The sequence below is a fragment of the Rhizobium sp. CG4 genome, assembly GCF_023701965.1.
Classification (GTDB): Bacteria; Pseudomonadota; Alphaproteobacteria; order Rhizobiales; family Rhizobiaceae; genus Agrobacterium.
On record NZ_JABAEG010000002.1, the window covers coordinates 576125 to 596718 of the forward strand.

At 55.5% G+C, this 20594-nt stretch carries 29 protein-coding genes; 2 read left to right on the top strand and 27 right to left on the bottom strand.

Annotated elements, in window-relative coordinates:
- Positions 1-3: 3 nt before the first annotated feature.
- From HGO37_RS07875 to HGO37_RS07975, 21 genes are all read right to left on the bottom strand, one after another.
- On the bottom strand, positions 4-576 hold the full coding sequence (locus HGO37_RS07875; RefSeq protein ID WP_250982847.1) for a hypothetical protein: 573 nt from the start codon (positions 574-576) through the stop codon (positions 4-6).
- Entirely contained in the window at positions 576-1289 is a 714-nt protein-coding gene (locus tag HGO37_RS07880; RefSeq protein WP_250982848.1) for a hypothetical protein, read from the bottom strand. Before HGO37_RS07880 ends, HGO37_RS07875 begins: the two co-directional genes overlap by 1 nt.
- Positions 1282-3588, bottom strand: coding sequence for a phage tail tape measure protein (locus HGO37_RS07885; RefSeq protein WP_250982849.1), 2307 nt, complete (start codon positions 3586-3588; stop codon positions 1282-1284). The genes HGO37_RS07880 and HGO37_RS07885 overlap by 8 nt, the downstream gene beginning before the upstream one ends.
- Positions 3585-3842, bottom strand: coding sequence for a hypothetical protein (locus HGO37_RS07890; protein ID WP_250982850.1), 258 nt, complete (start codon positions 3840-3842; stop codon positions 3585-3587). Before HGO37_RS07890 ends, HGO37_RS07885 begins: the two co-directional genes overlap by 4 nt.
- 53 nt (positions 3843-3895) lie before the next feature.
- Positions 3896-4264, bottom strand: a complete 369-nt coding sequence (locus HGO37_RS07895) for a hypothetical protein (protein WP_250982851.1) — start codon at positions 4262-4264, stop codon at positions 3896-3898.
- Positions 4264-4701 (bottom strand): phage tail tube protein, encoded by a 438-nt coding sequence (locus HGO37_RS07900; protein ID WP_250982852.1) that lies wholly within the window; start codon positions 4699-4701, stop codon positions 4264-4266. Before HGO37_RS07900 ends, HGO37_RS07895 begins: the two co-directional genes overlap by 1 nt.
- Positions 4698-5057: a tail completion protein gp17 gene (gene gp17 / locus HGO37_RS07905; RefSeq protein WP_250982853.1), complete on the bottom strand. Its 360-nt coding sequence runs from the start codon at positions 5055-5057 to the stop codon at positions 4698-4700. Before gp17 ends, HGO37_RS07900 begins: the two co-directional genes overlap by 4 nt.
- A 20-nt stretch (positions 5058-5077) precedes the next feature.
- A complete protein-coding gene (locus HGO37_RS07910) occupies positions 5078-5512 on the bottom strand; it encodes an HK97-gp10 family putative phage morphogenesis protein (protein WP_250982854.1) in 435 nt (144 codons plus the stop codon).
- Positions 5487-5846, bottom strand: coding sequence for a phage head closure protein (locus tag HGO37_RS07915; RefSeq protein WP_250982855.1), 360 nt, complete (start codon positions 5844-5846; stop codon positions 5487-5489). Before HGO37_RS07915 ends, HGO37_RS07910 begins: the two co-directional genes overlap by 26 nt.
- Entirely contained in the window at positions 5843-6451 is a 609-nt protein-coding gene (locus HGO37_RS07920) for a head-tail connector protein (protein ID WP_250982856.1), read from the bottom strand. Before HGO37_RS07920 ends, HGO37_RS07915 begins: the two co-directional genes overlap by 4 nt.
- Before the next feature lie 4 nt (positions 6452-6455).
- Positions 6456-6623 carry a hypothetical protein gene (locus HGO37_RS07925; RefSeq protein WP_250982857.1) on the bottom strand — a complete coding sequence of 56 codons (168 nt, stop codon included), beginning with the start codon at positions 6621-6623 and terminating at the stop codon, positions 6456-6458.
- A gap of 69 nt (positions 6624-6692) precedes the next feature.
- Positions 6693-7907, bottom strand: coding sequence for a phage major capsid protein (locus HGO37_RS07930; RefSeq protein ID WP_250982858.1), 1215 nt, complete (start codon positions 7905-7907; stop codon positions 6693-6695).
- A gap of 27 nt (positions 7908-7934) precedes the next feature.
- A complete protein-coding gene (locus HGO37_RS07935; RefSeq protein ID WP_250982859.1) occupies positions 7935-8789 on the bottom strand; it encodes a head maturation protease, ClpP-related in 855 nt (284 codons plus the stop codon).
- Complete coding sequence (locus HGO37_RS07940) at positions 8786-10006, bottom strand: phage portal protein (protein WP_250982860.1); 1221 nt, start codon at positions 10004-10006, stop codon at positions 8786-8788. Before HGO37_RS07940 ends, HGO37_RS07935 begins: the two co-directional genes overlap by 4 nt.
- Entirely contained in the window at positions 10006-11643 is a 1638-nt protein-coding gene (locus tag HGO37_RS07945) for a terminase large subunit domain-containing protein (protein WP_250982861.1), read from the bottom strand. The genes HGO37_RS07940 and HGO37_RS07945 overlap by 1 nt, the downstream gene beginning before the upstream one ends.
- 61 nt (positions 11644-11704) lie before the next feature.
- Positions 11705-12088 (bottom strand): hypothetical protein, encoded by a 384-nt coding sequence (locus HGO37_RS07950; RefSeq protein ID WP_250982862.1) that lies wholly within the window; start codon positions 12086-12088, stop codon positions 11705-11707.
- A gap of 204 nt (positions 12089-12292) precedes the next feature.
- Positions 12293-12547, bottom strand: a complete 255-nt coding sequence (locus HGO37_RS07955; RefSeq protein WP_250982863.1) for a hypothetical protein — start codon at positions 12545-12547, stop codon at positions 12293-12295.
- A gap of 4 nt (positions 12548-12551) precedes the next feature.
- Positions 12552-12911: an HNH endonuclease gene (locus HGO37_RS07960; protein ID WP_250982864.1), complete on the bottom strand. Its 360-nt coding sequence runs from the start codon at positions 12909-12911 to the stop codon at positions 12552-12554.
- A gap of 175 nt (positions 12912-13086) precedes the next feature.
- Positions 13087-13740 (bottom strand): transcription termination/antitermination protein NusG, encoded by a 654-nt coding sequence (nusG, locus tag HGO37_RS07965; protein WP_250982865.1) that lies wholly within the window; start codon positions 13738-13740, stop codon positions 13087-13089.
- A complete protein-coding gene (locus tag HGO37_RS07970; RefSeq protein WP_250982866.1) occupies positions 13727-14971 on the bottom strand; it encodes a helix-turn-helix domain-containing protein in 1245 nt (414 codons plus the stop codon). The genes nusG and HGO37_RS07970 overlap by 14 nt, the downstream gene beginning before the upstream one ends.
- Positions 14964-15278 (bottom strand): hypothetical protein, encoded by a 315-nt coding sequence (locus tag HGO37_RS07975; RefSeq protein WP_250982867.1) that lies wholly within the window; start codon positions 15276-15278, stop codon positions 14964-14966. Before HGO37_RS07975 ends, HGO37_RS07970 begins: the two co-directional genes overlap by 8 nt.
- 80 nt (positions 15279-15358) lie before the next feature.
- On the opposite strand from HGO37_RS07975, the gene HGO37_RS07980 reads away from it, so the two are divergent.
- Complete coding sequence (locus HGO37_RS07980; protein ID WP_250982868.1) at positions 15359-16669, top strand: DUF6161 domain-containing protein; 1311 nt, start codon at positions 15359-15361, stop codon at positions 16667-16669.
- 2 nt (positions 16670-16671) lie between these two features.
- Here HGO37_RS07980 and HGO37_RS07985 read toward each other — a convergent pair whose 3' ends face one another.
- From HGO37_RS07985 to HGO37_RS26475, 6 genes are all read right to left on the bottom strand, one after another.
- Entirely contained in the window at positions 16672-18099 is a 1428-nt protein-coding gene (locus HGO37_RS07985; RefSeq protein WP_250982869.1) for an MT-A70 family methyltransferase, read from the bottom strand.
- Positions 18096-18278 (bottom strand): hypothetical protein, encoded by a 183-nt coding sequence (locus HGO37_RS07990; RefSeq protein ID WP_250982870.1) that lies wholly within the window; start codon positions 18276-18278, stop codon positions 18096-18098. The genes HGO37_RS07985 and HGO37_RS07990 overlap by 4 nt, the downstream gene beginning before the upstream one ends.
- The gene (locus HGO37_RS07995) at positions 18278-18505 is read right to left on the bottom strand and encodes a hypothetical protein (protein ID WP_250982871.1); all 228 of its coding nucleotides are present in this window, start codon (positions 18503-18505) and stop codon (positions 18278-18280) included. The genes HGO37_RS07990 and HGO37_RS07995 overlap by 1 nt, the downstream gene beginning before the upstream one ends.
- Positions 18502-18669: a hypothetical protein gene (locus HGO37_RS08000; protein ID WP_250982872.1), complete on the bottom strand. Its 168-nt coding sequence runs from the start codon at positions 18667-18669 to the stop codon at positions 18502-18504. The genes HGO37_RS07995 and HGO37_RS08000 overlap by 4 nt, the downstream gene beginning before the upstream one ends.
- Entirely contained in the window at positions 18666-19142 is a 477-nt protein-coding gene (locus tag HGO37_RS08005) for a phage regulatory CII family protein (RefSeq protein WP_250982873.1), read from the bottom strand. The genes HGO37_RS08000 and HGO37_RS08005 overlap by 4 nt, the downstream gene beginning before the upstream one ends.
- A 330-nt stretch (positions 19143-19472) precedes the next feature.
- A complete protein-coding gene (locus tag HGO37_RS26475; protein ID WP_352230557.1) occupies positions 19473-19904 on the bottom strand; it encodes a carph-isopro domain-containing protein in 432 nt (143 codons plus the stop codon).
- Here HGO37_RS26475 and HGO37_RS08010 point away from each other — a divergent pair.
- Positions 19810-20514: a LexA family transcriptional regulator gene (locus tag HGO37_RS08010; protein WP_250982874.1), complete on the top strand. Its 705-nt coding sequence runs from the start codon at positions 19810-19812 to the stop codon at positions 20512-20514. The genes HGO37_RS26475 and HGO37_RS08010 overlap by 95 nt on opposite strands.
- Positions 20515-20594: the final 80 nt, after the last annotated feature.

Sequence of the window (20594 nt, forward strand, 5' to 3'; positions counted from 1 at the left end):
GATCTACCAGTTAGGCCAGCGGACGGTTTTATCGCGCATCAGTGGCACTCGCTCACAGAACCTGTCAGATGGCGCTCCGGGGTTTAATGCCGCAGAACGCGCCTTCTGGTCGGTATCCGAAAGTACGGCGCCACTTGTCAGCGTCCGCATCGTGAAGCGGTTGGTTATCTCAACTGTGATGCTGGAGCGGATCCCCTCACTGGTTGCCGCATCTGCAAAGACCAGGTTGTCGAGCCTTCCTGTGAATTTCACCTGCGGCGCACCGAAAGGCTGATCAAACTCATCACATTTCTGCATCATGATGCGCATGCGAGAGCCCTTGATGTTGCCCTCCTGATAATCAGTCCAGATACTGTTCGATGTTTTCTCGTCAATGCCTGAAATCACCAAGGACAGCGTGAACGCCTCCGCATTGATTGCCATCTCAATCGTATCGAGCGCATCTTCAGTCAGCACACAAGCGCGCCAGATATTACCGTCAGCATCCAGAAAAGCTCCGCCCGAACCATCCCACATGCGTATCGGGCCAGATGGCAAATCCACCTGACATAAAACCCGCAGCGATTTGAGCGCCATCAGATCAATCCCAAAGCCAGCTGGTTCCAGTAATCATTCGCCTCAATAAAAGAGACTGAACGGCGCTCAAAAGGTACCGGATCAACCAACGCCCCCATCTGATCATCAGATGCGAGATGGCATAGGCATGTCGGGTTATCGAAATCTAGATCAGCGCCATCGGGTATTGTGGCCCTGACGGTCGTCGAAAGCGATACCGTCCAGATGTCACCATCAACCTCGACAACAGGACCAGTCTCGTATAGCGCGTGCTCAAACGAAAACCGCACACCGACCAAGTCGGCCTCGGCTTGCAAGACGCGAAGTTTGATGACGGTCGCGCCAATATTTGTTTCACCTACAGTCTGAATCGATATCGAACTCTGTTGATATAGAGTTCCATCAGAGAAGGCTGTGTCATCGTCATGAGGCACAAACACTGGTTCCTCAAACATCCCTGAAGCATACGGCGCGACGTCCTGCGACCAGGCAGGAACGGCAATCAAACCCGATCGTCCGCCCAGCGCAGCACGGATCGCCAACCAGGTACGACGCTGCGCAACGGAAGACACTGGAACATCGGAAAGTTCGATCGACCAGAAACCACGATCCGTCCGGACGGCAGGATCAAACCCGCCGAGCGAACGCCCGCCGGATCTTGAGAACGGCACAACGCGTGGATCACACATCAAAGGCGTAAGAAGATCTTTCGGCCAGACCAGAATATCAGCCATTACGATAATCGCCTCCTGCCTTCGTGGCGTTGTATTGCGCAAGCGCAGCCGGAGCCATTCTGTTGGCCTGCCCAACAGCCGATGACTGGATGCCGGGTGCGGCCTGCTGGATGCTGGTGTCCACATACGGCTTGATGCTGCCATTCTTCGGATCTACACCAACTATGATGCGTGCTGCGCCACCAGCGCCCGCAGACAGCGTCTGCCCCGGCTTGGTGATATCGACCCGCTCGTTAGGAGATTTCCGGAACATCACGAGCTGGCTGTCGATGCCACCAGCGCCACCAGGCATGATCGTTCCGCCGCGCGCAAATCCGAACAGCTTTCCGATACCGCCGAAGATGCTGCTGAGAAACCCGCCGCCAGATGCGCCACCACCAAGGATGCTGTTAGCCGAGAACAGTGCATCCACCAGCTGCGTCTGCACCTTGTCGATGATCTTGTTCAACACGTTGAGCGCAGCATTTCCGAACGACTTCCAGACACCTTCGCCACTGGCAAGGCCTTGGCGAAAATCCGAAAGGAAGCCGTTTGTGGAATCCTTTGCGAAATCGAACGCCGAGCGCATTTTCTCAGTTGCGATCTCGATCGACGCCATAGCTTGAGCGAGACCGGATATCTCTGTCTTTTGGGCAGCGGAAAGCGTAATGCCGCGTTGCTGCGCTTGGTTGAGAAGATCCGTCTCATAACGAAGGGCGGCGGCTGCCTGCTCGGTAAGACCGATCGCCTGCTGTTCTGCCTTCAGCGTCGATATGCGCCGATTGGCTTTGTCGATGATGTCAGAATACTTCTCAGCCTCTGTCTTGCCGCCCTTTTTGCCACCACCATCACCAGAACCTGCTGCAAGCTCTTTATTGACGCCGCCGATTGCATTGCCAAAATTCACCGCAGCTGGCGTTGCGCCCTCGAACGCCTTGCCAAGCTGGCCAATATAATCATGGTTCAGCGCAGCGCTGACAGCAGCATTGCGCTGATCAACGGCGCCAGACAACGCATCGGAAAACGGATTGGTGATTTCACCAACCGTCTTTGCATTGGCGTCCAACGCTCCGATACTGACACCGGGGATATTGTTGACCGCTGAAATGAGATCATTCACCGTCGCTTTTGCGTTGGTCACCATCTGGTTTACAACATTGATAACCAGATTGGCCGCACCAATCACCGCGGCGCCAATAATGTTCGGAAAGTTCTGCCAGACGAACGTGATATCCTCGAAGGCCGCAACAAAGGATCCTATGACGAGATTGCCGCCATCCTTGGCAATCTGAACAACATCGACGCCGATTACCTTCTGGATTTCATCACGGAAGTGATAAATCGCCACGACAGCGGCAGTAATACCGACGACGAGCGCGCCAAGCGGGTTTGCCAGAATGGCAGCCGTCAACATGGTCACCGCACCAACAAGCCCGGATCCGATTGCAACAACAAGTGCACCCACGGCCGACAGGATCGCCGGAGAAAACATGACCAGCAGCGCGCCGCCAGCAACCGCAGCATATTCGGCAATAGTCGGCAGATACTGGATGAGCGAACGAAGCGCCGCCGCAAAAGCGTCGATACCCGCACCGAGAACCTCCAGCGCCGGAGCAAGTGCAGCGACGCCTGCCAACGCCACATCACTGATCGCCTGCCCGAGATCGCGCATTGACTGGTTGAAGCCACGAAGCTTGTTGCCCGCCTCTTCCGAAATGACCGACGCATTCTCGCCAAGATTTCGGAATCCTTCGCCGCCCTTCTCAAGCAGAGGAATGAGCGCAGTCGCATCCGAGGCCATCGCCTCTAGATAAAACGTCATCTGCTGTTGATTTGCGCCAGCCTTTTTCAAGCTGTCATAATAAAGCTGCAGCGCCTGCGGGCCCGAGAGGTTCTTGAATGCTTCGGCAGTGAGACCGATCTTTGGCGCGATATTTTCAAAAAAATCCTTCATCGGACCACCACCGGTCTGATTGAAGTCGCCGATGCGGTCATTCACATCTTTGAAGATATCAGCAAGCTTATCGCCCTCGATACCAACAGAACGCGCCGCATATTCAAGCCGCTGAAAGCTTTCGAAAGAGGTGTTGGAAATCTGCGCGCGTTTGGCGATCTCATCAACCGCTCCGAGCGTGCTGCGCAAACTGACAGCAAGACCGGTCAGAGCACCGGCAGCCGCCGCAGCAGCAGCAACAAACGCTGTCTTGAGCGCAGCGCCAAACTTGTTGGCCGACGCGAGCGACCGCTTCGTATCACTCTCAAACTCAGCAGTATTCAGTCCGAGATTAACGCGAAGCGCGCCGATAACAGCGTTTGTCATTGCCCTGCCTGTGTTTTACGATGACGAGATCCAAGCCAAGACCGGGTAACCGCCTCGATCTGCTCCGCAGACATACGACGCCCGGTCGGCATAGCCGGCTCCCCGATCAGCTTCTCAAGCCGAGGAAACTTGCTCGACTTCTCGGGGGCATAGGCTGATAGGTAGGCAGTATGCCAAGCCTGAAACAGAAGGTTGTCACGCTCACGTTTCCGCGCATTTGTGGCACCTTCGATGATGAGGCTGACCTCGTACAAAGTCAGCTCCCAGAACAGTTCGTAAGGCTGACCCGCCTCAATCCAAGCCGAGATCAGCGACGGCCAGTCGATCCAGTCGTCGCTTTCCTGGGGTGGCTTGCACCGCCCTTCTGCGCTTTCGGCTGCATGAGCTGAAATGCCTCTGCAATGAGCTCTCCAGCTTTTTCGTGGCCGATCTCGTCGAGGATATCGTCGCAATCCTCGATCGTGACATCAGGGTGGTGACGGATAAGAGAAGCACGAAAAACCTCGGTCAGAAGGCTGATTGACGCCGTATCATCACCAGAAAGTTCACGGCCAATCTGCGGGAATGTTTTGCCCGTTTCGTTCTCGATATGACGCACCGCGCCATTGCCGAGTTTCATGGTCCAGTCTTTACCGAGCGCGGTAAAGCCGACCTCACCTTTGATATCGTTTGCCATTACGCGGCAGTCCCCCACGTCTCAGCACCAGAGACAGCAACCGTAATGGTCGCAGTCATCCGGTCATCAATTGGGATAGCCTTGGAGAAGCCGATGATACTCGCCTCGTAAGTGACGGTTACGCGGGGCGTTGCGCCGGGAAAGGTAATGCGATGCTGCTGCGTTTCGCCCGACTCGAACTGCTCGCGCAACAGCACATCCGTATCACTTCCAGGCACCCAGTTGATTTCGAACGACGCTTCGCCGTTGTCGATAAGGCCAGAGATATATTCCCTGCGGCGGTTCGGGCTCTGCATATGCGTCGCGTCGATGCGATCAGCCGTCGCTTCGCCAGGCGTCACGTTGATGACTTCGGCCACCTCGACAAACGCAGGTGTCGTAAGTGTAGCGTCCCAGATTTCGTAGATCGTGCCGTAGCCAATGCGGGCGTCGGTCATGGTAACTCTCCGTGGTGGATGGTGATATCGATTGAATTGCGGAAAACATTGTTCACCTCACCCGCATCCGCAGCAGGTAGATTACGTTCGCTTTCGATGAAGATGCCTTGGATCTGACCGGCGCTATATCCAGACAGCAGCCCTTTGATCGATCTGGAAATCACCGTTTCTTCCGCTTTTGTGTCGGCATAAACATCGATCTGCACGCGGCTGGATGAAAATCCGGATGCGCCGCGCATATGGTAATTCGCATCATCGCCGACGAGCTGCAGCAACACATAGGGCCGCTTCACTTTTTGCGGGGCGCGCAGCCAGTAGCGCTGGCCACCAGCGACCGAAGCCAGCAGGCCGGTCAACAACTCTTCCATGGCTTGCCCTACCTCTTGCGAGCCAAACGGCGCGCTGCTTTTTCGATATGAAACCAGAGTGAATTGGCGATGCGATAAAGCGTCGGCATCTTTTCACTATCCCAGGCAGGCCGCATGAAAGGCTGCGCCGGATGGCGTTCATTGCCGAACTCCTGCTGAACACCGGCAGGGTTATTCGTCCCGACAAACATTTCCTGAAAACTTTGGCTGTTTTCCTGCCGGTGCAGCGATCTCTGTCGCGAATTCAGCCGCGTCGAAACGTCGATACTCTCATACAGGTGATATTCATCTTTCGGAGCCAGCTGGCGCGCAGATCTTGCCATGGGCTCCGCAGCATCCTTCAGAACGTCACGCGCCACCTTTTTGCCAGTCGCGCGAGGAAGCGACGACAGCGCCGTTTCCAGTTCTTTCAGTCCGTCAATCCTGACCGTCTGTTTCGCCATGGTTTACGCTCGCGATGGCCGTGATCTCGAGGAACCTGTTACGCCCCTCATCCGCCTGTTTGATGCCCTTGATGTTCCAGATCAGGCCGTCATGCGATATCCGGTCTGTCGGTAGAACTGCACGGGTGTTAGAGCTTGAACGCACAACAAACCGCGTCATCAGCGTTGCGCCAATCTGCCCTGCCGCATCCTTCTCGCCATCGCTGGCGTCACGACGCTTTGCCCGCACCTTCAGCACAGGCAACCATGTGGGGATAAGTTCATTGAACTGGTTAGCAACATCCTGAGACCGCTCAAACGTAATTGATCGATCGAGATCTTGGGCTGTCGTCATAGGGAAAGCCTGCGATATTTGCCGATCAGAGCTTCCTCGACCCGTGAGAGAATATCAGCCCCAGCGCGTGCGCTCTCATCATAAGAAAGCTGCACACGGATCTTTATTGCGGTTTTGATGTCAGCAGGCACGGTGCTTTTGTCGTTAACGACAGGCCATCCGGCCAAATAGTCAACTTGCAAAGACGCTCGCTCGTAGAGATCGCTAGGACGTTCGTATGCATTCCGAAAGCGGATTGACGCCTCACCGGACGAGCTGACATCTAACGCATATTCATTCGCTGCAATCGTTGCTACCTGCCCAGCAGCATTTCGGTATCGCGCCGCAGAGATACTCGATACAGGCCCTAACGGGAGATCGAGACATCCAGCGAATCCGTCAAATGACTGACGCCAAGTTTGCTCCGAAAGGACAATTCCAAGAATACCTGTCCAGCCCTCGTAGTGCTCGACCGCCGATCGGATCTCGTCAGTGATCAGGCCATCGTCTTCATGCTCCAGAATATTATTGTCGCCATCACGCTCAGCGATACGAAGCGCGATCTTCATTTCATTGAGCGTGACCGGGAGCGCAGAAGGGGCGGTAACGAGGACTGGACGATGCATGTTGCTATCCCTTGCCTTTTGCCTTGCCTGCTTTGTTCTCATCTTCAGGAGGCTTGCCAACAAGCTTCCGCTCGATAAGCGGCTTGAACTTCGCCTCACTCATCTCAATGACGGTTCCACGACGGTAGAGGTCAGCGCCATGCCTGAATGTTTTCAATGCAGTGAGTTTCATGATTTTCTCCATCGGTTCATAGAGCGGGCAGACTTCTCTGCCCGCCTTGATCAACCGGCGAGCAACAAGTTACGGTGCGACCGCCTTACCGAAAGGACCGGTAACAAAAGCCTCTGGCCGTTTCACCGCGAGCGCCAATCGCTCTTCGCAACGGATTGAGATGAGGTTCTTTTCGAAGTCATCGGCATTCTCTGTCGAGATAACGACATTGGCATCTTCGCGGTCGAAGATCTGGGCCCCAGTCTTGAACGCGCCCGCCAGAAACTCACCTTCGAATGCCGGAATCTCGGTTTCAACAACCGGACGACCCCACAATGTTGGACCGGCAATGCGCAGCGGATTGGCCAAGATGTAATTGCCGCCAGCGTCTTTGGTGAGTTCGATTTTTGCCCAATCAACGAAATGGATAACAAAGCCATCGATTGGCAGGCGCGCCAGCTGGGCCTGCAATATCGCGAGACGAAGATCATCAATCGGAGTACGGGCGTCTGGAGCAAAGGCAGGGGCAAACTCCGAGGCTTGCGGCACGATACCTTCAAGGTGTCCGCTAGCGCCGGATCCGAACAGAATTTCCTGCTCTTCTGCATATTTCAAGCCGTAACGCATTTCCGCATCGACTGTGGACTGAAGCTGCGCGAAGTCGTCCATGATCTGCTTGGAGGCCTTGAACATGTGCGCGACGGTAGCGACAGGGGTGATCTTTGTATCGAACTCGATATCCGAGTAAGGCTTTGCCGTGCCTTCCGTGGCAATCACCCGTGCCGCATTGGTGAAGCCTGTCTGCTGTACCCAGAAGATGGCCGGGGACGTAGTACGACCAGGAGCGATAAGATCACGGATAAAGAGGCGCTGCTTGGGCATCGTGTCGATGCCAGGAAGCCGCATAGGCTCGACAACGCCCGTCGCGATATCTGGAGACAGCGTCACGTTTTTGACGGGAACGCTGACGCGGCGACCGGCTTGGACGCCTTGAGAAAAGTCTTTGGTCAGCTGGTTTTCAACAAGCTGTGAGCCGATAGATTTGTTCTCGTCTCCGCCCGCTCCACCGCGTCGAGCACCCTTCTGCTCAACCTCACCCAGACGAGCATGGAGATCTTCCAGCTTGCCGGAAAGCTCAGTCTGAGAAAGCGCAAGCTTATCAACTTCCTGCTTGGTCTGTTCGGAAAGCTTGCCGCTGTTCTTTACCTCAGTGAGGCATTCTTCCGCTTTCTTGCTGAATTCATCATTCACGCGCGAAAGGTCGTTCGTTACCTGCTTGAGCAGGTCTCGGATCTCGTCAGCCATTGCTGATCTCCTATTTGGGAAGGGCGCTCAGGCCCGTGTAAGACTAAGTCGGGCCGCCGCAAGGCGCAGGCGGTCGATTGCATCATTGTCAGCGCTCGGCATGACATTCGAAGGCGCAGCGCTCGGCATACCCTCCGAAATCTCTTTTATTAATCGCCTACGCTCAGAGCGAGGCAGCGGCTTTCCCGAAGCGAGAGCCGCTTCCAGGCGATACAAAGCCGGTTTTGAATTGGAGACATCCGAGGTCGATACATCGAAATCCGCAACCTCATCTGCAAAACCTTTGTCGACTGCACCTTGGCCTCCAAGCCAGGTCTCCGCGTCGAGCATTTTCTCGACTTCGGAAATCTCCAGCCCGGTTCTTTCGGAGTACATTTCGGCGCAAGTTGCGTCGAAAACTTTCATGATGTCGCCGGTCTCGTACATGACATGGCGGTCACCCGCAGCAACCCACTGCGTGTTGTGGATCATCACAAAGCCAAGTTTGGCGATTTGTATTTCATCGCCAGCCATTGCAATTACCGATGCGGCAGATGCAGCAATTCCAAGAATCCGCACAGTCACTTTTGATGGATGCGCGCGAAGCAGGTTGTAGATGGTGACACCTTCAAAGAAATCGCCACCCGGAGAATTGATCAGGACCGTCACTGGTTTGTCGCCAATTTGGCGCAGCGCTGCAGAGATGCGTTTGGCTGTAACGCCTTCGCCAGTCCACCAATCATAACCGATGACATCAAGGATTGTGATCACGTCGGCTCCATCAACCGCAGCTGCCCGTGGCGCCTCCACGGGGCGATACATCTGGAGAGCCTTTTCTGTGAGATGTACCGAACCCGTTACGCCGTCCGGGCAGTGTAACTCTGGCAACGCACGCAGGCTCATTCGTTTTCTCCTATCGGTGGTCCGCCGTTATGACCAACAGCACTTTCAGTGATTGGGATGTTCTGCGACTGCATGCGGGGGACATCTCCACCATCGACAGGCGCTAGCCCCTCCAGTCGGCGAACCTCGTTGATGGTCATGACCCCAGCATTCAACAAGGCGGTGTAGAACGCTGCGCGAGCCTGACTGTCGCCACGCAAAAGATCTTCATAATTGAACCTGACTTTGAAGCGCCTCCGCTCCTCAGGTGTCATGATGCGTTTAGATATCGCTTTTTCGATGCGGCGGAGTTGCGATCGCAAGCTGAGATTTAACCAGCTCTGCATGATCGCGGAAACGCCGGAGCCCCACATCGTCTGTCCGTCGCTCGAATGTCCTATGATAATTGGCGGAACCCCAAGCCAACGGCAGATCTCTTCGACGTTGAAACGTCGGTTCAAGATCATCTCGGCATCACGCGGCGTGATGTTCACAGCCTTGAAGTCGACACCAGCCTCAAGGATACCGACGCCTGGAGCATTCGGCCCACTATAACGATCAGCGAAATTCTTACGGGCCTGTTCGCGCTGCTCAGGGGTGAGCTGGTTAGGGAATGTGAAGAAACCCTTGGCACGCATTCCCTTGCCGAACATTTGGCCCGCTGCTCGCTCTGACGCGATCGCTATGCCGAGCGTTTGACGGGCATGCGCCACCGGAGACATTCCTACGTCTCCATCACCAAAGGCCTTGAGGTGAAAGACCTTGTCTTCCGGAAGGTCGACCAGCATGCCTCTATCGTTAAAGCGATAACGCAAAGATCCGTCCTGTTTGCGCTCGACAGAGGTATCTGCTGGCATGCGATCAAGCGAAACAAGCCGCTTTCCGGAATACACCTTTTCAGCAAACCCGTTTCCGGTTGTGCAGAGCCCGAGCACCCGACCTTCCCAAAACTCGATCGAGGTCTGGTCAGCGTTTGGGCTCTCGTCCAAAAGCTCCTGCAAGGGATGATCAGTGACTCTGACGCGCGTTCCGTCAGACCTCTTCTCCATGAGCTCCAGCGAGAAGCTGGCGATAGTCTGAGAGGTCACCCTGGTGCAGGCCCAGAATGCGGACAGGTTCAACGCGCCCTGCGTCGAAACATGCTCCCCTGCCCAGGTCTCGCCTCCATCCCACATTTCATACAGCTCGCTGTCGCGGGCAGTCAGCTTTTTCCCGAAAAGTCGGTTCCATAGGCCCATCAGACAAACACCGCGTTAGAGATTACATCGCCCATATCGATAGGACTCGCCGCTTCAGGATTTTGAAACATGAGCATTGCCGCGTTGAACAAGGCCATAAGCATGTCGATCTTGGCTGCGCCGGAAACTTCCTTCGTCACCACGTAATTACTGCCCTTCAAAGTCTGCTTTGCGTTGCCCACAGCCCACGCCATCATCGGCTGGTCACCATGCAGAAAACGAGCATCTTCGAGTTTCAGCGGCACAGAAGAGATCGCTGTTTGCAATTTCCACCCCTGCGCCACGGCCTGGACAAGAGGCTGCTCAATATTGAGCCCCTCAAGCGCATCGAGCAGGAGTGCGATGCCCGCACTATCAAGACCAATGCCCGAAGCCTCCGGCAGCAATCCACTATCAAGCACCTGCTTACAGATCGCAGCAGCTGACTCAGCCTGTTCTTCACCGGACTGGGAAACGATTAGATCGCCCGCTTCTTCGAATTGCCGAAGCCTCGGGGCGATGCTTTTTCGCTGCTCAAAGACGGTGGGTCTTGCCCATGCCCTGCCCCAGCCGAGCCAGCGTTTTGTTCGCTTTTCGCGACCGATGACATAGAGTGCAGCCAAATCGTCAGCCCCACCCCAGTCGATACCGATCGTACAAACCTCAGAGCGAGACAACAGCGCCTCCAGACCGGTCAACTTGGTGTCGATACAACCGGCCCAATGAAGCGCGCCAGACCATCCGTCGCCACCAAGCCCCACGCCGATCTCGATGTTGAGATGCTGGCTAGCCCAGACCTGCTCTGTTTCCTTGTTCACCTTGCCGTTGTTTTCGTAGTCATCGACCAGCGCCTGCGGATCGATTGACCGGCCAAGGTTTGGCAGGAGGTGCGGCCAGTTCTTCTGGTTTCGCCAGTAATCCTGATTAACCTGCTGTTCGCGAGGAAACTCGTACAAGATTGGCAGCATGATCGGCGAAGCGCCGCCCTTGCCGTCTCGGATCGCCCGAGCCTTGTCCAGTTCCGTTCGCCAGATACCAGCTGGCGATTCATCCGATTGTGTCGTGATCATGAGAACCTGACCACGCTGTTTGGTGATGCCGCCGCCCCGGATCTGCTGCATTACGCGGGTTGCCTTGGATACTTTGCCCAGTTCGTGCAGCTCGTCGATGATAGTCATGACCGGGATTTCGCCGGTGACAATCGACGTATCGAAGGTTTTCACGTCCAGCTTCGTGCCTGTTTTGACACGAGTGATGCACTTGAGATGCTCCTGCACCTTGAATACTTCACTGAGCTTCGGATCGTTCTGGATCATCAGCTGCGCTTGGCTGAAGCAGCGCTCGGAAATGTTCTGGCTAGGCGCAACGATCAGCATCTGGCGGTTCGGCGCTTCCTCCATAAAAAGCGCTGTGAGACCCAAGGCCGCAACATACGTGGTCTTCGAGTTTTTCTTTGGGACCATGCAAAGCAGTTCCCAAACCAGGCGACGTTTTGTTTCCGGATCCTCACTTGCGAGGAAGGCGCAAAGGATATCCCGGAACCAATCTCCGCACGCTTCCGCAAGCGAAGGATTGTCAGTCACATCCGGCAGTTTCAGCCGATTGAAAAACGCCAGAGCCTTGGCCGCTTTTTCCTTGTTGATCGGCACGTCAGCCATGGGTGTTTGACCAGACTGAAGACGATCCCACCAATCAGGGCATGCGAAACGAGGTAAATCCTCAGTGGTGTGCATTGTGCGAGGCTTCCCGCTCCAGTTCCGCCATCAAATCGGCGTCTGCATCAATGGCGCGCCGTTCATCGGCAATCTTCTTGCCGACCTTTTCGGCCTTCACCTTTGGCTCTTCATGCTTCGGCTCAGATGAGAGCTCTCGCTCAATCTCCATCCGGTCGCTGCGTTCAAGGAGTTTGCCGAATTCACGCAACGCACCAACGTTACCTTTCTCGGCAAGCTCCCAGGCAAGCTCCAGCCGTCTGATCTCCAGCTTGTCGCGCGCACCGTCGCGTTGCCGGATCTCATAAAAATAATGCTTGTGCAGAGTGGGCAAAGTGATGCCAAGCGCGCTGCAAATTCTGGGATTTGCCCAACCGAGAGCCACTAACATGCTGACTCTATTGCGACTTCTCTGCGTCACCTCGTGTTGAGGTCGACCGCGCTTGCTCGGCCTATCAACCCAAGGGTTGCCGAACAGGTCAAAATTCTCACTCATGACGAAAAAAATCTCCGAATGAGGGGGGCGCGGGTCTAGAGGTTTGGGGTCTTTTGAACTTTTGACGCCCCCCCCCTCTCCCGGCTCGATCGCCCAATCTCAGCCCTCGGTGGGCGGGTCGCCGACGTCGAGCATGACGGGCGGGTGAGATGATCCGAGTATTCGCAGATGCACCGAGGCACCTGCATTAAGCCGCGCCAACTCGTCAGGGGTCGGAGACCAAGCCGTCACCATAGCTGGCGTCCCCTGACCATTGACCGTGCACTCAACGACCTCATCTCGCAACGGCAGGCCAAGATAACCTTGGCTCTTTCCGATGATGCGTGTTGCACCTTCGATCATGGCTATCTGCATCAGGTCACCAACGCGACTGAGCGCGCTCCTCTTTCTGCTTCAGCTTGTCGTGGCAGGTCTTGCACAGGCACTGCAGGTTGTTCTCATCCCAGAACAGACGCTCATCACCACGATGCGGTGTCTTGTGGTCAGCAACCAGTCTCGATGTGTTGCCGTCGACGCGACCGCATCCCACCATCTGGCAAGTGAACCTGTCGCGTATCAACACGCTCATGCGCAGCTTCTGCCAGCGCGCCGTCTTGTACCATCCTCGGTATTCGAGACTGGCATCACGATGGCGGTTACGCTCAACCTCACCAGTCGCAGGCCCAAGCCTTGGAGGTAGCGTGCCGATACGTGGCTTTATGGTTGTAAGTCTGCCCATACTCTCAATGCAAAAAGGCGACCGGTTAAGGTCGCCTCATCAAGTCCGCCGTAATCTCATAGCTGTAGCACTGGCCCTGAATCGGTGTCTCAATCGAAGGGAGACTGTCAGGGTGGGGTCTGGGCGCGCGATTGAACGTCACTAAGAACCAGATCGACCATTGACGGATTTGTACTCACACTTTCTGGAGCATGGCAAGAGGAATGTTGACCGGTGTGGGCTTCCCAAAGATATCGATCGAGACAACAGCATCGCCCTGCCCAGCCGTACCAAATGCCTCAACCGTCGCGGTCAGATCCATAAGCGGACCCGATATCACCTTGACCTTTTCACCCTTCTGGAAGTTCTGGGATTTCTGCTTCCAGTCATAGTCGCCGTTCTCTGCCTTTTGCCTGAAATCACAGATAGTTGCAGCGCTAACCTTGAGTGCCCGCTCACCATGCATCATGACGTTTTTCACATGATCAAACGAGCGAATACCTTCGACCGCTTCAGGCGATGGAAGGCAGTAAACGAACACTAGACCGGTGAACACCGGCATGCTTGTCGCTGGCAAAAGCTTATGGTTGCGACGACGCTCTGGCCCCATTCTCATGATGACACACGCACAAACACCGGCCGCCATCATCGCACTTTCCACAGCCAATTCTCGTCCATACGCCACCTGGACGATCACCCACGCCGAATCGCTGCTGCATTCCGCAGTGGTCAGGCTTGCTGATTCTCGCCATCTGGCGACCTTGGCAGCCTCCTCGGCAATGCGATCCAGCTTGAGCATGCCTTTGAGCGAGACGTGTTTCGATATGTCGTCGAACTTATGCTGCATCATCTGCCCGTCCCTCATTTAGCTTTTCCGCGAAATCGACAATTGCGATCGAGACCGCCTTATCCAGATCGACCACGCCAGCAGGCAGTGGTGGGAACTGGGCGAACTCCAAAACATCAGGAGCAACCGGCCACGGCCAGCACCGGTCCGCATAGGCGCGCTTCCAGGCGTCCCAGATCTCGCCACCCACGGCGACCCTTTCGAAATCCTTGCTGAGATCAACAATGCGGTTGGAAACCTTGAACCGGCGACGCTCGATCAGCTGGACGGCATCAGGCCATCCCTGCTTTTCCTTTTTGTCGCGCCAGATCAGGTCCGACTTTCCCGGGCTGGTGTCGACAATGCGCTGCTCGATCGGAGAAAGCGTCAATGGGCGCACCGGCTGCAACAGCTTCGATATCAGCATTGCCCGACCAGCCCGAGAGAACACCGAGTAGCTTTCGGTTGATTCAGCCTGTGGCGAGGCTGGACGCTGCTCAACCAGTTTCGTCCAGCGCTGTTCCTTGAGGTACTTCGCAGCAGAGCAAAGGTGCTTGCGACCGGTGGATAGCGCCGCAGCCTGATAGGCCTCAGAGTGCTGCAATGCCTCTGCACGCTCCTGTGGCGGCAATGCCAGCCATTCCCGGCGCGCATCCGGCTCGCTGTCGCTAATCGCCGTTTTCCAACCCAGAAAGAACCGCTTGAACGCCATCTCGATCGATTTCGGACTTTCTTCCTCAATCTTCAAAACATCGCCCGCAGCGGCGTCTCTCTCATTCCGTTCAAAGGCAGGCGTTAAAGTAGAGGCGTTAATAGGTGCCTGCCCAGAACCGGCAGGGGGTGCCTGCTCTGGGCAGGCAGGGGGTGCCGATATATCGGCAGGGGGTGCAGATACATCACCCTCAAAGTTAGGATCAAATTCCTTCTGGTCATCCTCATCCCATGCATCAAATGCAGAGCTTGGAACATTGGAATCATAGATCACGCGGTACCAGTGCGCGCTGTCGCGACCGTTCGCGCTGACCACCTCACGACGCTCAACAGCGCCGATCTCAACCAGCCGGGAAATGGCGGATTGAACGGTTGAACGTGAGCAGTTCAGCGCTTGCGCCAGCTTCACCTGGCTGCGACGGCACCAGCCGTGACGCGTGTTGGCATTCTGGCCAAGCATGCACAGCACTTGCAGGTCTTTGCCCTTGAGGCGCGGATCCGCGATGATCCAGCCGGGAATGATCGATAGTCTGGGCTCATTCATCGCCCTGCCCCCTTTCAAATAAACCTGGCGGCAGACCGCAAGCGATGCGTTCCATACGCCCGCGCGCAGCCCCAACAGCCATGTTGCAAAATCGTCCGCCGTCCGCAGGGCGCTCACGCCGCAGGTCCGCCAGCTCGGCGTCGAGGTAATCAAGCCCTTCACGAAACCGCGCGTTCAGCAGCCGGTTGCGGATGGTCATTTCGCAGGAAAGCAGAATGTCGAGCGGGCAAGACAACAGCCACGCCGCGCGCTCTTCACGGCTCTGCGCAGCATCCAGCCTTTCCATGTGAGGAATGAGGAAATTCATGCCGCACCCCCAGCATATTTGACACAACCATGAATGGCGTACAAAGACATGCGAAGCGAGCTAGTCGGGGGACGAAGAACATGCAGCTTGAGATTTTTCAGAGTTTGAAGAGACCGTTCGAGGAGGAGTTTGCATACGATAGGCTCAGTTCGTTCGGTATTGAAACGGTTGCTGCAGCGTATTCGGCTATGTCCAACCAACTTCGACAACTGATTGCGGATCGAAATGCCTCTCCAAGTTATATTGTGCTCGTTGACAAGATAGAAGAAAGTGCCCAAGCGCACTTGAAGCACGCCGTTCAACCTGGACATGTTCAGAAACCATCCATACCTGCGCTCACTGATGAAGGTGTGGCGAAATGGATGAAACGTCTCCGTGCCGAATTTAGTTTTTCCTTTGCGGAAACCGTCGGAGAAGAGATCGTCGTGATGGCGTTGGCAGCATTTGCTTACGAGACAAAAGCTCTCTGGGTTAGTGACCAAAACCTTCAAAGGTCTGGCGGACTTCATTTTCCTCTGAACTTTACAATCGAGCTTGAAAGTTACGGGTTTTGGAAGGGTATGGAGAGTAAGTTCAAGGAGGACTTGAACTGGCCAGACACCCGAAAATCCATAGAAGAATTCACGGAAGAGCAGGTTCGCCGCATCGACACAACCATACAGTATGCCCAAGCAAGATCGTCCGAAGTAGACAGCCTTCTCCACGAACATCGCGAAGCAATAGCCAAGATTTACGGTGACACTACTAAGACTATTAAAGGAATGAACACGGACATTGAGGCGCAGAGCGCTAGGCTGAAGCAGCAAGACGAATTGTTCGAGAAAATTGTTGCCGGAGTTTCTACTGCGGAAGACCACGTAAAGGCGTTCGCAAAAGCTGTCCGTGAAGAGCTCAAGGTCGACGCAACCAAAAAACTCTGGAACCATCGCGCTACAGACAGCGCTCGCTCCTTTTGGGTTTCTGCGGGCTTGATCGCCTTTGCAATAATTTACCCACCATTTTGGGTCTTCAAGAACCTTGACACAGTGTTGCTTATCTTGGCCCATGTTAGCGAGGCAGCAACAACGGCGCTGCCTAACGGTAGCGGAATAGTTCAAAACGCAGCTTCCGCGATCAGCCGCTTGGTCATTATATCTGCACCACTTGCTTTGTATTTCTGGTCGATCAAACTGCTTGTGCGCTTCAATATGCGATCTTTGGCGCTCATGGACGATGCCCATCAACGGCAAACCACAATGGACACCTATTTCCATCTGGTGGAAAACAATAAAGTCACCGCGAAAGAGCGTGGGCTCATGCTGAACGCACTCTTCCGGCCGTTGCCAGGCCAAGGACAAGATAACGTTGAGCCACCAAATTTTGTTGATTTGATCGGGCAACGCAAAGAGTAGTGTCATCCCGCACCGCCTTCCGGCGTTCCGGCCTGATTGCCCCAGAAATCCCACTTGCCGCGCAAACGAATGTCGTCAGCGGCAAGGCTTTCCTCACGCTGAAACATTTCGAGCTTTGGCATTGTGGGGTAAAGCCGGTCGATCTGCTCTGCAAACCACACAGGCTTTTCGCTGTGGCGACCAACATCATGGTCGGTGCATTTGATGGGCTGCGTGCCGGGAATGGGTGCTGGAAAGTCCCCGCGCGTGCCAATCAGCAGCAGCTCAAGATTATCAAAGCTCCAGTAACCGGTTCCGGCTTGCTCACCGGGATAGATTTTCTTCCAGCCCCAGAAGCTCTTGTAGGTATAACCCCAACGCTCAAGAGCCTTTATGCCGTTGGCAAGATCCGTCACCCACATGAACAGTCCGGAGCTCGCCGCACCAGGGCAACCAAGCGACATGATGTCATCCAGATCCATCACTGGATAATGGTTTTCGGCACTTTTTTCACCGCCCGTCACATCAGAGAACGTTTTGAAACGCCATGGCGGGTCGACATAGATCACAGGGTACGCCATACCCTCACCTTGCCCCACGCCCTGCCACCACGGCGTCGCATTCTGGCGTGAGGCGATCTGTACAGCCAAATCGGTGCGCACCGCGTGGCGTATCTTCTGATCTTCCGCCCGCTTGGCCTTAACCACCGTTTTCATTTCGCGAAAATTGGCAGGCTCCGGCAGAAACATGGTGCGGATTGGCTTGAAGGCCGGTTGCGCCACGCCATCACGCCCGACAATCTGAGTCTGGTGGGGAATTTCCCCACCATCAGACAGACGTTTGCGCGCCGCCGATACCGTCTTGTGGTCAACGTTCAGCTGCTCGGCAATCTTGCGGGATGATGCTGCAGGCGTTTCACGCAACTGCGCCTCGATAATCTCGCGCTTCTGGGAAATCGACAGGTGACGCCGGTTGCAGTTCAGCGAGCGTGCCAGCGAGCGCTTGCGATCTTCTGATAGCCCTTTGCGCACAAAGCGCGGCCAGTCCTTTATGCCGTGCTTCTCGCAAATCGCCACGCGGTGGTGCCCGTCCAGAATTGCGCCATCCTCGTCATACTCAACCGGCACCAGCACACCATTGGCCAGAATATCAGCCTCAAGCGCCTCAAACTCGGACCTGGTCAACGGTGGCAGCAGTTGGTACGGACCATCGGCAAGCGGTACACGCTCTTCCTCGACGATCGCGCTAGTCACGTACTGCCCGCCGCTAAGCTCTGCCCGCGCCATGGCTGTCGGGTAAAAGTGGCCGGACGCTTTCGGGTCGCGCGCCAGATAACCTTGCGTATGCAGCGTGACGGCAGATCGACGCTCCGCTTCGCTCTGCGCAACGAAAATGCCGGTTTTGAGCGCTTCGTAAATCACCGCCTGTTGGCGTTCACCAAGGTTGATCATACTGCACCGCCTTGTCGCTTCATCGTCAGGCGCAGATCCGTGTCGCGAATGATCTTGGCCGCAACGTCAGGCGAAGCGCCGCGACCGAGCAACCGCTCGGCAAAGCGAACCGCAAATTCGAAACCAGCGAAGTTGATGGCGCTGCGCACCTGCGCCGGGAGCCTGTCAAACCGCTCCATCAGTGTGCCCTCATCAGCCGGTCAAGATGCGCTTGGCCGTGACCAGTCAGGCGGATGGTGTAATAATCCTCCTTGATCTGCACATAACCGGCTTTCTTCAGCTCCTGCACACTGTCGCCAAACTCGTCGCTTCCGCGCGTATCGAGCGAGCCACCGGCAATACGAACCCGGCGCAATAAGGCCGTCGCGCCGGGGCTTATTTTCTTGAACTCGACAGCAGTCGTCATGCTTCGTTCTCCTCGATAATCCGGCAGACTTCGCTTTCCTCAATGCCAAGCGTTGCTGCGATTTCATGGGTGGATTGGCCAGCGCGCCACGCTTCCAGCACCCGCGCGGCGCGGGCTTCATGCACAAGTTTGGAGCGGCTGGTTTCGGCAATGCACAGCGTCATCGGTCCGGCCTTTGCGGCGCATTGACCATCAGCTCTTTCAATTCTCGAATTGCCTCGTGCGCTTCCTTGGTGATGCGCTTGGTCACGGCGGCAGTGCCCAGCGTGCCGTTGGCTTTCGCCTCTCTCACGACACTGAATATGTCATTCATTTCGGACATCAGATCGAGCAGATCGGCATCATTGATCGGCCGCGCCTCAACCTGCAGCTCATCGTCAACAACCAGCTTGAAACCGAGCTTGCGCGCCATGGCAGCCACGATCACGGGGCTTTTCGCACGACGGTCCGCCTCGATCGCGACATCGATCGGGATCAGGGAATCACCGTTCTCATCATTGAAGCTGGCATATTTCGACAGCGTCGAAACATTCACCCGCGTCAGCAGCGGAAAATCAGTCACGCCACCGCCCAGTTTGTAGCTGGCATCGGTTGCGCCTTTCAGGCTGCGGATCTCTTCATCGGAAATAGTGCGCACGGAAACACCCCTGAAAACGCGTCAAGGAAACAAAATCGGAAAAGGATTCGGTGAAGCGCCAACGGGCGCGAGCTAAACCTCTGCCATCACATCAACCGGAGCCGCGCCAGCGCGGACACGCCGCAGAGGAGCCAGCAGATGCACGCAAGAAAAGACCGCCGGATCTTGGAGGAGAAGCGTCACGGCGGGTGCGCAGAGGCAAGGGAACGAACCGCCGCGCAACGGGAAACAGTGAGTGGCCGGAAAGGTCCGCAGGCGCGCGCAATCGCCTTTTCCGGCCACAATCCACGCCGCACGAGGCGAGCACAGCATGGAATTTTTGGAGAGCGATCATTCTGCCGCCTCCGCAATAAGAGAAGCATCAACGCCGCGAGCATGGCAGTTTGCGCGATAGATCACTTCCGCAGAATGTCCACTCAGGGCGATAATCGTGGGCCAGTGTCTATCGGGTATCCCAGTGGAAACCCACTTATAAACGGCATCCCGGCCTAGCTTCACACCCGCAGCATGAAATGCACGCCCAAGAGCTGTCGCTCCTCCAGCGTCTTTTATGATCTCAGCAATGCAAATCACAGGTTCCATGCACATACCGATACTGGAATTAAATTCCATTTTCAAGGTGCATGAATTCCATACCTGAATTTTTTTCCGAAAGTATGATGCAGCAATGAAGTGGTGGGAACGTTTAGCGGAAGAAATTAAGGCGCTTGGCTGGAGCAAAGCTGAGTTGTCGCGCCGTTCTGAGATATCATACGACAACATCAACAAGTACCTTGGCGGCGACGTTGACCAGCCGAGAGGTGACACGCTTGAGCGGTTGGCTCTGGCTATTGGCCGGACCGAGCAGTGGCTGCGGGATGGCGCAGACGATGGCGTAAAAGTCACAACACTTTATCCGCTCGACCTGGTTCCAGTGCCTGTGGTTGGCAAGGTAGAGGCTGGGGCGTTTCGTCAGGTAGACGAGTTAGATCAGTCGGAAGCGCACACGCTTTCCATGCCTCGCGATACACGCTTCCCAAATGCTCGGCTTATGGCTTTTGATGTATCGGGAGACTCGATGAACAATTTAAGTCCACGGCCTATTTTTCCGGGAGACCGGATCATTTGCGTGGCATTTGAAGACGTTGCGCACGAAGTCCCACTAAGGGATGGCATGGTAGTTGTCGTTGAACGAACAACACTCGGGGGGCATATTCGGGAGTGGTCAGTCAAGCAAATAGAGCTGTATCAAGACCGCACAGAGTTCCACCCGCGCTCCACTTCCTCGAAACACAAACCAATCGTGGTTGACCAAAATTTCTGGCAAGACGACGGATCCGAGGTCTCTGTTATAGCCGTGGTGCGTCGCATCGTTAACGACCTCCCCATCTAATACGCGTCTTCTCGCGTAATACACCTGACATGAGTCAGCATTCCGATGCGGCTCTCACAGTACGCGCACTTGAAATGCAG